Annotated in this window: 9 protein-coding genes; 2 read left to right on the forward strand and 7 right to left on the reverse strand. The window is 70.5% G+C overall.

The window, feature by feature from the left end; genetic code table 11:
- Window positions 1-15 precede the first annotated feature (15 nt).
- On the forward strand, window positions 16-1410 hold the full coding sequence (locus ACFY3L_RS38205; protein ID WP_389335847.1) for a serine hydrolase domain-containing protein: 1395 nt from the start codon (window positions 16-18) through the stop codon (window positions 1408-1410).
- Window positions 1411-1492: 82 nt separating this feature from the next.
- On the opposite strand, the gene ACFY3L_RS38210 is transcribed toward ACFY3L_RS38205, so the two are convergent.
- Window positions 1493-3016, reverse strand: a complete 1524-nt coding sequence (locus tag ACFY3L_RS38210) for a glycosyltransferase family 2 protein (protein WP_389335850.1) — start codon at window positions 3014-3016, stop codon at window positions 1493-1495.
- 179 nt (window positions 3017-3195) lie between these two features.
- A complete protein-coding gene (locus ACFY3L_RS38215; RefSeq protein ID WP_389335852.1) occupies window positions 3196-4173 on the reverse strand; it encodes a glycoside hydrolase family 5 protein in 978 nt (325 codons plus the stop codon).
- A gap of 427 nt (window positions 4174-4600) precedes the next feature.
- On the opposite strand from ACFY3L_RS38215, the gene ACFY3L_RS38220 reads away from it, so the two are divergent.
- Window positions 4601-5926, forward strand: coding sequence for a condensation domain-containing protein (locus ACFY3L_RS38220; RefSeq protein ID WP_389335855.1), 1326 nt, complete (start codon window positions 4601-4603; stop codon window positions 5924-5926).
- A 132-nt stretch (window positions 5927-6058) separates the two neighbouring features.
- On the opposite strand, the gene ACFY3L_RS38225 is transcribed toward ACFY3L_RS38220, so the two are convergent.
- The 5 genes from ACFY3L_RS38225 to gdhA form a co-directional block, all read right to left on the reverse strand.
- Window positions 6059-7318, reverse strand: a complete 1260-nt coding sequence (locus ACFY3L_RS38225; RefSeq protein WP_389335857.1) for a glycosyltransferase family 2 protein — start codon at window positions 7316-7318, stop codon at window positions 6059-6061.
- On the reverse strand, window positions 7311-8186 hold the full coding sequence (locus tag ACFY3L_RS38230; protein ID WP_389335860.1) for an NAD-dependent epimerase/dehydratase family protein: 876 nt from the start codon (window positions 8184-8186) through the stop codon (window positions 7311-7313). The genes ACFY3L_RS38225 and ACFY3L_RS38230 overlap by 8 nt, the downstream gene beginning before the upstream one ends.
- Complete coding sequence (locus ACFY3L_RS38235) at window positions 8183-9886, reverse strand: NAD(P)-binding protein (protein ID WP_389335863.1); 1704 nt, start codon at window positions 9884-9886, stop codon at window positions 8183-8185. Before ACFY3L_RS38235 ends, ACFY3L_RS38230 begins: the two co-directional genes overlap by 4 nt.
- 238 nt (window positions 9887-10124) lie before the next feature.
- Window positions 10125-10760: a class I SAM-dependent methyltransferase gene (locus ACFY3L_RS38240; protein WP_389335866.1), complete on the reverse strand. Its 636-nt coding sequence runs from the start codon at window positions 10758-10760 to the stop codon at window positions 10125-10127.
- A 274-nt stretch (window positions 10761-11034) separates the two neighbouring features.
- Entirely contained in the window at window positions 11035-12381 is a 1347-nt protein-coding gene (gene gdhA, locus ACFY3L_RS38245; RefSeq protein ID WP_389335869.1) for an NADP-specific glutamate dehydrogenase, read from the reverse strand.
- Between the last annotated feature and the right edge of the window lie 246 nt (window positions 12382-12627).

Raw genomic sequence — 12627 nt, forward strand, 5'->3', positions numbered from 1 at the left:
GCGAGAATCCCGCGCATGTCCACAGACCACCGGCTGAACCGGCGCACGATGCTCGGCGCCGGACTCGCCACGACCGTCGCGACCCTCGCCGGGTGCGGCGGCAGCAACACCGCCGCCGGCACCGCGCCCACCGGCAGCGCCCCGGCCGACACAGCCGGCACGGCCGCCTCCGCTGACCTCGGACCGTCGGCGTCGGCGTCGGCCTCCGCCAGCGCGAGCCCGTCCGCGTCGGCGCAGGGCCAGCAGATCCTCTCCGCACCGTACAGCGGCAAGCTCGTCGAGACCATGAAGCGGTACCTCGTGCCGACCAGCGACAACCCGAAGCACCCCGGCTACGCGGGAGCGGTCGTCCTGGTCAACGTCGGCGGCAAGGTCACCACCCACGCGGCCGTCGGCGACGCCCTGCGCTACGGCGCCGGTGCCGTCGAGCTGCCGGCCAAGTCACGGGTCGCGATGCGCCCCGACGCCATCTTCGACGTCGCGTCGGTCACCAAGGTCTTCACCACCATCCTCGCGGTACAGCAGGCCGACCGCGGCAAGCTGGACCTGTCCGCACCCGTCGCGCAGTACCTCCCCGCGTTCGACGGCCCCGGCAAGTCCGCGGTGACCGTGCAGATGCTGCTGACCCACACCAGCGGCCTGCCCGTCGGCCCGTCCATCCCGGAAACCTCGAAGAAGCCCGACGTCGCGGCCCGCTGGGACTACATCATCTCGACCCCGCTCGCCGCCGGCGTCGCGCCCGGCACGCTGTTCCGGTACACCAGCCTCGGCCTCCTGCTCACCCAGAAGATCCTCGAGAAGCTCACCGGCAAACCCCTCGACCAGCAGGTCAAGAACGAGATCACCGGCCCGCTGGGGCTGCGCGACACCGGCTTCAAACCACTCGGCTGGCTCAGCGCGGCCGACAAGGCCAACCGCCTCGTCGCCACCGACGCCCGCACCTCCCGCGGCCTGCTCCGCGGCACCGTCCACGACGACATCTGCAACGTGCTCGGCGGCGTCGCCGGATCCGCGGGCATCTTCACCACCGCCGCCGACCTCTCCGTCATCGGCCAGATGCTGCTCGGCGGCGGCCAGCACAACGGCAAACGCCTCATCTCCGACGCCGCCGTGCGCGACATGCTCAGCAACAAGAACGCCGGCCTGCCCGCCACCGACGTCGACCGGCCCAACCGCACCGCCACCCATGGCATCGGCCTGGAGCTCAACCAACCATGGTTCATGGGCCGCCTCGCCACCCCCGCCGCGTTCGGTCACACCGGCTTCACCGGCTGCGAACTCGTCGTCGAACCCCGCCGCAGACTCGTCCTGGTCCTCCTGACCAACCGTGCCCACCCCAACTGGAGCTGGGCCAACCCCGACCCCACCCGGGTCGCCATCGCCAACATCATCGCCGACGCCACCAGCTGACAGCCCGTCGCAGCGACAGCGCCGCACCACGTCGATCCGCCGGCCACCTGCCCGGAACGTGACGACGCGTCGAGCACCGCGGTCATGAAGGCTTCCGGATGACCATGAACCTGTGCTCGGTGCGCCGGGCGAACTTCAGGGACCCGCGCAGTCCGGGGATGCTCTCCATCATCCCGAAGACCGGGATCAGCAGGATGACGACCGGGGGCTCCCACCACTTGCGCCGGCCGTCACCGGACACGAGGGCGTTGAGCCGCAGGCCTTCCCAGTACATCCAGATCGTGTAGGCCATGTTCAGCGCCCAGAGCGGAATGATGAAGAGCGCTACCGGAGACGTGTTGCGTTCGGCGACAAGGATGCTGAGGAACATCACGACCGCGACATTCGTGATCGGGCCGACGACCCACGACGCCGCCGAGTATCCGAGGAGCAGCCGGTTCCGCAGTTGCAGCGACCGGTTGAACACCAGGGCCGTCAGGCCCCACGACCAGCGTTCGCGCTGGCGGACGAAGTCGCGGAGGCCGGCGGGCGACGCGCCGTAGCACCGTCCGCTGAACCAGGCGCTGCGACCCTTGTAGCGGGCGCTGAAGATCAGCGCGAACTGGGCGTCCTCGACGATGCTGCGGGGGCCGAAGTCCCAGCCGATCGTCGCCTCGATCGAGGCCCGCACCAGCAGGAGCTCGCCGTGCACGCCGGCGCGCGGTGTGCCGCTGCCGGTCCAGGCGGAGAAGCGCCCCACGTCCTCGGCGGGCCGGACCGAGTCCGCGAGCCAGGTGAGCGTGTTCACGGCGTACTCGCGCGGGTATGTCAGGACGCCCTGCGCCAGGTGCTTGGCATCGCGGCCGGCCTGGACCTGCTCCTCGATGAACCGGGCCATGGTCAGGGCGGTGTCGGGGCCGACGCCGGTGTCGTCGTCCATGTGCAGCACCCACACGTCGTCGCGGTTCTCGCGTTCGTGGATCCGCAGCTCGTGCGAGTAGTTGGTGACACGCGCCTTGAACCGTGTCCCGTTGGCGGTGCGGTACCGCGCCGGCACGACGACGAGCCGTATCAGCTCGCTTCGCGCGGCCAGCCCGGCGATCCTGCCGGCCGCCTCGCAGCCCTCGTCGATGACGATGTCGATCCTGAGCCGCGGGAAGCACGGGGGGAGGTGGGTGAGGTAGGACTGGACCGAGCGCTTGAGCGCGGGGTAGGTGTCGTTCCGCCCGATGGTGGGGACGACGACGATCAGGAAGCCGTTGCTGCTCGTCGGCCCGCGGCCGGACCAGCGGGCCTCCGACTCGCGCAGTGCCCTGCGGGTGCGCCGGATGCCGGCGATGCCGGTGATCGTGGTGAAGATGGGCCACGTCCACAGCACTGTCAGCGGCCAGCTGAGCACACCGGTGGCGAACGGGTTGACGAACCAGAAGTCACTCCCCACGACGACCAGATAGGACAGGATCAGCGGCCAGTACCCCGGCCGCCAGCGGGCGGATCCGCGGTGCGGTTCCCGTGCCTGCCTCGGGCCCGGCAAGGTCTCCGCCACCCGGACCTGCCCTGTGTCCGGCGCCTCCCGGCCCGCGAGCCAGGCTTCCCGGTCCGGGGACGCGGCTTTCGAGGCTCTCACGTTCGCCTCCCCCTGCGTGCTCGTTGTCGCTGGGCGATGGGCTACTACCCGTGGACAGCTCAGGGCGGCTTGGGTGGTGGTGCGGAAGTCGGCCCTACTTTTGGAGTAGTACCGGCGTAGTGGGGCCGGCGGCCTCGGCCGGGCGGGGGCGGGTGGTGCCCCCAGGCCGAGATGCGGCCCTACCCGGCCATTGCCCGATCGTCGTAGACGGTGGCTTCCTTCGCGGTCGCCCGGATGCCGTTGGCGCTGTTGAAGATGTGCTGCCCCCACTCGGTCAACCGGCTGGGGTCGAAGCCGGTGGCCATGTCGAGGTACTCGACGCCGCCGCTGTTGCCGCTCCACGACCAGCCGAGGTATCCGATCCCGCGGGACTGCGCCTCGTTCATGATGGTGTCCTCGTCCACGTCGCCGTCGGTGTGCTTCCACCCGAACTCACCGACCACCAGCGGCAGCCCGGTGTTCTGGAAGGCGTCGTAGTAGTCGGTGACCTTCGAGGCGGTGCCGTACACGCCGTACATGTGGACCGAGAACACGATGTTGCGCCGCGGGTCGCTGTTGAACACCGACGAGGCGTTGCCACGCATGACGCCCGACCAGTCCTGTCCCCAGTTCGGCCCGTCGACCATGATCAGGTGCCGCAGGCCGGCGTCGCGCAGCTTCTTGACCGCTCCGCTCGTCGCGCCGGCCCAGCCCGCGGTGTCGTTGTTGCCGAACGGCTCGTTGCCGACGTTGATGACGACGAAGTCCTCCTGGCCGGCGAGGACGCTCTTCACCCCGGTCCAGTACCCGGCGGCGGCGTCCAGGGCCTTGGCGTCGTCCTTCTCGCCGTACCCGGTGGTGTCGTGGTACTCCAGGACGCAGATGAGCCGGTTCTGTTTGCACCGCGCGATGACGTCGGACACCTCACCGGCGCCGACGCCGTCCGTCAGCACGACACGCAGGGAGTTGGCACCCAGTCTCTTGATGTCGGCGAACGACTGGTTCTGGTCCTTGTGCCAGGCGTACGGGTGACTGACGCCGCGCATGACGAAGCTGTTGCCGTTGGCCTCGACGATGTTCCTGCCGCTGACGTGGAGGCCGACCCCCGTCTGCGGCGGGTGCGAGGAACGGGACGGGTGCTTGGCGGCGAACATGAACGCGATGAGTGCGGCGCACACCGTTCCTACAGTAATGGCTGCTGTTCTCATGATCTCCCTAGGCTTCGGTCGCTGACCGGGAAAGGCACGGACGACCCCACGCCACGAGGCAGGCGCGCACGTGGCGGAGTTGGTCGGGCGAGGAAGCGGCTTGTGCCGTCGGCCACCTCGCCGCCGGGTAGCCACACAGGGCCCGAAGGACGCCCTGAACCCGGCAACGTGCCGCCGAGTGTACGGTCCGGCGGATCACCCGCAAAGTCATCCCGCCGCGTTTCCGCACGTCAGCGGCCCTGGCATCCGGCCACCCGGACAGCTGCGCCGGCGACGGCGGCCCGGCCCGCGGATCCGTCCGAGACTCGTCGCGGTGATGTCCAGGTCTATCTGTAAAGAAACTGTACGATGCTGCCGGTATCGATGAGGGTCGCGATGACACGGAGGGATCGCTGGCATGGCAGAGCAGATCATTGTCGCCTTCGAGGGCGAGGGTTCCGGTGTCGACGACCTGTCCTGGGGCCAGCTGGACCTGTGGATGGCGATGCGGCGCCAGAATTCCTGGCTGCCCATGGGCGGCGCGACGCCGTTGCCCGCCGGCACCAGCCTGGACGACGTCGTGGCGAACCTCCGCTACCTGATGAGCCGCTATCAGCCGATGCGGACCCGGCTGCGCTTCGACGCCGACGACCGGCCGTCCCAGGTGGTCTCCAGCTCGGGCGAGATCGCGCTGGACGTCGTCGTCGCAGGCGATGACGACGACCCGGCGGAGCTCGCCGACGCGATGCGGCGGCGGTACGAGGAGACCGACTACGACTTCGTGACGCAGTGGCCGCTGCGGATGGGTGTGGTGGTCCGGTCCGGCCTGCCGACGCACCTGGTCGCCATCATGTGCCACCTGGTCACCGACGGTTCGGGCGCCGCGGTGATGATCGCCGAGTCCGGCGCGCGGGTGGCCACGCCGGTCAACGGGATGCAGCCGCTGGAGCAGGCTCGTTGGCAGCGTTCGCCGGCCGGTGTCCGGCAGAACGAGGCGGCGCTGCGCTACTGGGAACGGCTGCTGCGGACCATCCCGGCCCGCCGGTTCGCCGGGTCGGACGACCCGCGACAGCCACGCCATTGGCGGGGCGAGTTCAGGTCCCGGGCGCTGCACCTGGCGACGCGGGCGATCGCCGCCCGGGCCGGCATGGACGCCTCACCGGTGTTGATGGCCGTATACGGGGTGGCGCTGCACCGGATGACCGGGATCAATCCGGTGGTGTTCCGGCCCACCGTGAACAACCGGTTCCGCCCCGCCCTCGCCGACGTGGTGTGCACTGTCGCCGAAAGCGGTCTCTGTGCGCTGGATGTCGCGGGGGTACCGTTCGCCGAGGTGCTCACGCGGACCCAGCGGGCGGCGATGACGGCGTACAAGCACGCCTACTTCCATCCGGTGCACCTGCAGGACCTGATCGCGAGAGTGGCCGCGGAGCGGGGCCCGGACCTCGACCTCGGCTGCTTCTACAACGACCGGCGGATCACCACCCGGGCGGGCTCCACCGGCCCGGCGCCGACGCCGGAACAGATCCGCGAGGCGCTCTCCGGCAGCGACACCACGTTCCGCTGGACGATCCGGCAGGACGACCCCTTCGAGCGGCTGTTCGTCCACATCGACGACGTGCCGGACACGATGCAGATCACCGTGTTCATGGACACCCACTTCGTCTCGCCGGGCGACGCGGAGGCGTTCCTGCGCGGGATGGAGCAGATCGCCGTCGAGGCCGCGCTCGACCCGTCGACCTGACCCGGTCGGCGACGACAGCGCGGCCCTCACCTGACCCGGTCGGCGACGACAGCGCGGCCCTCACCGCAAGGCGACGACACGCGAAGGGGCCGGTCCGAATGGCGGACCGGCCCCTCTTCGCGTCGTGGAAGCTCAGACGTCGACGGTCTCGGGCGCCTCGGCGGGCCGGCGCTGCGCCGGGACCTGGACCGGTGCGTCGGCCACGGCGGCCGGCGCGGCGGTGCGGCGGGTCGCCGGACGCAGTGACAGCAGGCTGGCGAACAACCCCGAGAAGACCAGGATGACGCCGAACGCGATCGCCGTCGCCGACGGCAGCACGATGCGCAGCGTCTGCTTCGGGTCGAGCTCACCGAACCCGGTGCTGCCCCAGTCGCTGACCGCGAACACCGTGCCGATCACGCCGGCCAGCGCGAGCGTCAGACCGGCCCCGACGCACCGCTCGAAGCTCAGCCAACGGGTCCAACGCGCGTGTTTGTCCTCATGCGTGATGCCTTCCTGCACGCCGAACAACCGCGCGAAACCACCGAAGATCAGCAGCTGGCCACCGACCAGTACGGCCAGGCAGAAGTACACCAGCGCGCTCACGTCGAAGGAGACGCCGAACACGTGCTGCTCGCCGGGGATGAGCCAGCCGGTGCCCAGCAGGCCGACGAGCCCGATGACCAGTCCGGGGATGAGCAGGGTGCGCTTCGGCGCGAAGATCAGCAGGAAGCGCAGGTGGCGCCAGCCGTCGCGCCAGGTCCGCAGGTGCGGCGGGCGGCTGCGGCCGTCCGGCTGCAGCGTGGTGGGCACCTCGCTGATCGAGTACTTGGCCAGGGCGGCGCGGATGACCAGCTCGCTGGCGAACTCCATGCCCGGCATGCACAGCCCGAGCTCGCGGATCCGGGCGCGGTTGAAGCCACGCAGGCCGCAGTGGAAGTCGCCGACGCCCGGCAGCGTGAACAGCACCCGGCCGAGCCACGACAGGACCGGGTTGCCGAGGTACCGGTGCAGCGGCGGCATCGCGCCGGGCTTGATGCCGCCCTTGAACCGGTTGCCCATCACGACGTCCTTGCCGGTGCGCAGCTCCTCGATGAACGGCCCGAGGTTGCCCAGGTCGTAGGAGTCGTCGGCGTCGCCCATGATGACGTACTTGCCGCGGGCCATCTCGATGCCGTTGATGAGCGCGCCGCCGTAGCCACGGATCGGGGCGTGGACGACCCGCGCCCCGGCGGCGGTGGCGAGCGCCTGTGAGCCGTCGGTCGACCCGTTGTCCGAGACCACGACCTCGCCCACCACGCCGAGCTCCGCAAGGCCGGCAAGGGCCTTGCGGACGCAGACCTCGACGGTCTCCGCCTCGTTGAGGCAGGGCAGGACGACGCTGACCTCGATGACCTCGCTGTTGCTAGGCATTCAAAAGATCCTCTGTGGGGGTTGGGGGTGCGAAATCGCGGAACGTGACGCCGGCCGCACGAGTCGGCGCGAAGTCGGGGGACGGGTCCTGGTTGACGATGCTCACGACGCTGTCGCTGCGGAACGACAGTCGCAGGCCGATTGACTCGGCCGCCTTGAACGGCAGCCAGATCGCCCGCCACGGGATGGGCACGGCGCGGACCTTGCGGCCCCGGCGGGCGGCCAGTTCCGCGAGGATGCGCCGGAAGGTCCAGCCCTGCTCGCTCGCGGCGATCACCGGCTCGCCGGGCTTGACCAGGTCGGGCTGTGCGACCAGCCGGCGGATGAGGGCGACCACGTCGTCCTCGTGCGCCGGGAACAGCACCTGCCGGCCGTTGCCGATCAGCGGCACCAGTGGCAGCTTCCCCACCGCGCCGTTGAGCGCGCCGACCATGCCGCCGGGCTGGTCACCGAAGACGAGGCCGGGCCGCACCACAAGGGCGCCCAGCCGGCGGGCCGCCTCTTCGACCTCGAGCTTGGTCTGGCCGTAGTCGCTCTTGCAGCCGGGGAACGCGCTGATGGTCGAGATGAACACGATCGTCTTGACGCCCTCGGCGCGGGCCTGCTCCATCAGCCGGATGGAGCCCTGCACGTTGAGCGCCTCGAGGTCGGCGCGCTTGCTCACCGTGAGGTCCCAGGCGCAGTGCACCAGCGCGGTGACGCCGTTGTCACGGAACAGCCCGGCGGGGGCGCCGTCGGCGAAGCTGAACCGCGCGTCGGGGTTGCCCCGGCTCATCCGCAGGACCAACCATCCGTCGCGGGCGAACCCGTCGGCGATCCGCGAGCCGAGATATCCCGAAGCGCCGGTGACGGCCACGACCCCTGTCATCGTCCTGCCTCCTCATGTGCGCCGATGCGGTAGGCGTTGGCCATGACCGTCAGCGTGATCGTGCTGGCCGCGATGTCGGGGAAGACGGTGGAGTCGACGAGGTGCACCCGCTCGAACCCGGCGGGGCGACCCAGCGGGTCCGTCTCGAAGTCACCCGGCTCCTGCCGCATCGGCAGTGTCCCACCGGAGTGGAAGCCGCGGCCCGGCTCGCCGAGCTTCATCGCCGGGCTCAGCGGCACCGTCCTGAGCAGCGAGCGGTTGCGGCGCAGCTTCGCGGCGAGCTTCTTGAGCACCCGGCGGGTCTGCGGGCCGCGCCGGCCCTGCAGGTCGAGCGTGCCGTCGCGACGCAGCGTGAGGCCGATCTCGCCGGAGAGGTCCGAGTGCAGGTACCCCTGGATCAGCAGCATCCGCTGCAGCACCGCCGACGACATCGGCCGGAACGCCGGGTAGGCGGCCCGCAGGGTGGCGCGGATGGCATCGCGGTACAGCTCGTTGTAGGTGTAGAGCTGCAGGTGGATGCTCTTGGCGGACAGCTCCGGGTCGAACACCTCGAGAAACGCCTGCGACAGCGTGTGCAGGCCTTCGTCGAACACACCCGGGGCACCCGCGTAGCGCAGCGTCGGCAGCAGGAAGTACTGGCTGTCGCGGATGACCACCTCGTGGTCGTAGGCGCCGATCGACTCGAGGTACAGCTTCGTGGTGGACAGCACCCCACCGGCGACGTACAGCCTGGAGGCGACATGGTGCACCGGCTCGCCCGTGACACGATCCCGGCCCTCGATGTGGACCTCACCGTCACGCTCGGTGAATCTGGTGACGATGACGCCCGGGATGTAGGTCACCTTCTGCTGGCCGATGAGGTCGGCGAGGGTCCGCGCCGGGTTGTAGATCAGCCCGTACGGGCAGCCGAACATGCACAGGCCGCACCGCTCGCACGCGTGCCCGTCCGCGTTTCGGCTGGCCACGGCGAGCCGCGCCCGTCCGAACAGGAAACCCTGCCGCCGCAGCTCGTCCTTGTTGCGGCGCAGGTCGCCCAGGAACGCGTCGACCTGCCGGCTCGCCGGCAGGTGCTCCAGCCGGTCGGTGAACGGCGGGAACCGCTCGGCAAGGTCGTCGTCCGCGCCGGACAGCCCGACGAACGACAGGACGCCCTCGAATGCCGGGTGCAGCTCCCCGGGCTTGATCGGCCAGTTGCCGAGCTCGTCGTCGAGGTACGGCAGGGCCGCCGCTCCCCAGACGTTGCCGAAGCCGCCCTTGCCGAACGACGGCAGCAGGCCGACGTTGGTCGCCCGGCGTGGCAGGTGCTGCTCGGCCTCCCGGTACGGGAAGTCGGAGCCGAAGATCACCTTCAACGGGACCCCGCTCGCTCCGGAGGCCATGTTCTCCTTGACCGTCGCGACGTCCCGGGCGTCCCACTGCGCCGGCGCCAGGCCGGCCATCCGCCCGACGCTCACCTGACGCTCGGGCTCCAATGACAGGCCGGCATCCAGGATCGTCACGTGATGACCCTGCCTGGTCAGCGCGACCGCAGCCGCGACGCCGGCCGGGCCGGAGCCAACTACACAGATCATGCTCGATCCGCCACGCTCATTCCGGGTGATTGCACCGCAGAAGGCTAACCCATGTTCCAGCGAACGTGCGCCCGCCGTATGGCCGGGTGGCGGGTCCGGCCGGCCGGGCCGGGGCGGCGACCTGCGCATGGCGTGCGGTGAGACGCGCCGAAGCGCAGCTTCCGGCCGTCGGGCGCTGGTCAACGGGCTGCCGTAGCCGGAGGGGCGAGATGCCCGAGGGTGGCGGTACCCGCACACGACGTCACACCATCGGGTGCCACGTACCGGTCGATGGGTTGTCGTCACCGGAGGGACGAAATGCCCGGATGGTGGCGGTACTTCCGACGTTCGCACCTGGCTCCCGACCGCCGTCGCCGCCACGGCCGCCTCAGGAGACCGGCTTGCGGGCGTGGATGCGTTCGATGGTGCCGGCCTTGCGCCGTTCGGTCTCCTCGACGTGGAAGCCGGCGGCGTGCACGAGGGGCAGCTGGCGGCGGGTGAAGTACTCGCCCGCCGTGCGGCCGGTGAGCTGCTCGAGCAGCCACTGGGCGGCGCGGACCGGTGGCCAGCTGCTGCCGACGTGGTCGAGCAGCAGCAGGGTGCCGCCGGGGACGAGGACGCGGTGCATCTCGGCGATCGCGGCGGCCGGGTGCGGGATGGTGCACAGCGCCAGCGCGCACACCACCGTGTCGAAGGTGGCGTCGGGGAAGGGCAGGTGCTCGGCGTCGCCCTGCCGCAGGTCCGCGGTCCGGCCGAGGCCGGCGGCGCGCTGCCCGGCGATCGCCAGCATCGCCGGGCTCAGCTCGATGCCGGTGAGGACGGTGTCCGGCCGGTAGTGGGGCAGGCTGCGGCCGGTGCCCACGGCGACCTCGAGGACGCGGCCGTGCGCGCGGGCACCGAGCCACTCCCGTCCGCCGGTGAACCAGATCCGCTCGAAGAGGCCGATCTGCCGGTCATAGCCGGGTGCGTTGCGGTCCCACACGCGCTGCTGGCGGGCCGTGGGCGTCTCAGCCGCCCTGGTCATGATGCTCCCTTCGCGGCGTCGCCGATGACGCCCATGGCGGCGGACCGCTGCGGGCGAACGCCTCCGTCGCCGGTTCGAAAGACCTGCTCGGAGACCTGCTTGCGACCCCTCGTCGGCTTCAGAGTGTACTTCCGCCACGTTGACCGTTCTGCTATGTCGCCGCACGAGGAGTTGTCGCACCCCTGCCCGCCAAGCGGGCGCGGCGCGGTGGCGACGCCCGCCGGGCCGGCGGGCGTGCCACCCGTCGATGTGGAGCGGACGACGGCCGCGCCGGTCAGATCAGCCCGTGGGCGAGCATCGCTTCGGCGACCATCCGGAATCCGTCGATGTTGGCGCCGGCGACGTAGTTGCCCGGCATGCCGTACTCCTCGGCGGTGGCGAAGCAGCGGGCGTGGATGTCGCGCATGATGCCGTGCAGCCGCTGCTCGGAGTACTCGAACGTCCACGAGTCGCGGCTGGCGTTCTGCTGCATCTCCAGCGCGCTGGCCGCGACCCCGCCGGCGTTGGCGGCCTTGCCCGGCGCGAAGCGCACGCCGGCCTCTTCGAACAGGCGGACCGCGGCCGGCGTCGTCGGCATGTTCGCGCCCTCGACCACCGCCGTGCAGCCGCCGGCGATCAGCGCGGCCGCGTCGGTCTCGTCGATCTCGTTCTGCGTGGCGCTCGGGATGGCGACCATGCACGGCACGTCCCGCCACACGTTGCCGCCCGGCACGAAGGTCGCGTGCGGGCGGTGGTGCACGTAGTGCCCGAGACGCTCCCGCTGGACCTCCTTGACCTCCTTGAGGGCCGCCACGTCGATGCCCTTGTCGTCGCGCACGTAGCCGGACGAGTCGGAGCAGGCGACCACGAGGCCGCCGAGCTGGTGGACCTTCTCGATGGCGTAGATGGCCACGTTGCCGGAGCCGGACACCACCACGCGCTTGCCGTCGATGCTGTCACCGGCGGCGCGCAGCATCTCCTCGGCGAAGAACACCGCGCCGTAGCCGGTCGCCTCCCGGCGCACCTGGGCACCGCCGTACACGAGACCCTTGCCGGTGAGCACGCCGGATTCATACCGGTTCGTGATCCGCTTGTACTGCCCGAACAGGAAGCCGATCTCGCGGCCGCCGACGCCGATGTCGCCGGCGGGCACGTCGGTGTACTCGCCGATGTGCCGGTACAGCTCCGTCATGAACGACTGGCAGAAGCGCATCACCTCACGGTCGGAGCGGCCCTTCGGGTCGAAGTCCGACCCGCCCTTGCCACCTCCGATCGGCATGCCGGTCAGGGCGTTCTTGAACAGCTGCTCGAATCCGAGAAACTTCACGATCCCCAGGTAGACCGACGGGTGGAACCGCAGGCCGCCCTTGTACGGGCCCAGCGCGGAGTTGAACTCCACCCGGAACCCGCGGTTGATGTGCACCTCGCCCCGGTCGTCCTCCCACGGCACCCGGAAGATGATCTGCCGCTCCGGCTCGCAGATCCGCTCGATGATCTTGGCCTGGGCGTACTCCGGGTGCTTCTCCAGAGCGGGGGCGACGCTGTCGAGCACCTCCCGAACGGCCTGGTGGAACTCGCTCTCACCAGGGTTGCGGTGCACCACCGCGGTGAAGATCGAGTCAAGTTTGTCCTGTACCGACACCGTCGTCCTTCCGATTTTGCCTGTCCGAGCACCCGCTGAGCCGATTGCCGGATGTCCACAGCGCTGTGGACCGGCCTCGCCTCCCACGAGGCCGCGCCTGGCGGGGCGGGCAGAGCACTGTCGCGCGTTTACCGCCCGTTCATGGTTGCACCGTTACAAGCACCAGCGCGACTGCCCGTGCTCATGCACACAACAGGGACGGCGGTCGCGGGCGTGAGGTGCTCGACACGGTGCCGGTGCCCGTGC

This window comes from Dactylosporangium sp. NPDC000521, from assembly GCF_042898305.1.
GTDB lineage: Bacteria > Actinomycetota > Actinomycetes > Mycobacteriales > Micromonosporaceae > Dactylosporangium.

What these genes read in the sequence shown, in the direction of transcription:
- ACFY3L_RS38205 (WP_389335847.1), top strand. Translation starts at nt 16, where the DNA reads ATGTCCACAGACCACCGGCTGAACCGGCGCACGATGCTCGGCGCCGGA.
- ACFY3L_RS38220 (WP_389335855.1), top strand. Translation starts at nt 4,601, where the DNA reads ATGGCAGAGCAGATCATTGTCGCCTTCGAGGGCGAGGGTTCCGGTGTC.
- ACFY3L_RS38225 (WP_389335857.1), bottom strand. Translation starts at nt 7,318, where the DNA reads ATGCCTAGCAACAGCGAGGTCATCGAGGTCAGCGTCGTCCTGCCCTGC.
- ACFY3L_RS38230 (WP_389335860.1), bottom strand. Translation starts at nt 8,186, where the DNA reads ATGACAGGGGTCGTGGCCGTCACCGGCGCTTCGGGATATCTCGGCTCG.
- ACFY3L_RS38235 (WP_389335863.1), bottom strand. Translation starts at nt 9,886, where the DNA reads ATGCGCAGGTCGCCGCCCCGGCCCGGCCGGCCGGACCCGCCACCCGGC.
- ACFY3L_RS38240 (WP_389335866.1), bottom strand. Translation starts at nt 10,760, where the DNA reads ATGACCAGGGCGGCTGAGACGCCCACGGCCCGCCAGCAGCGCGTGTGG.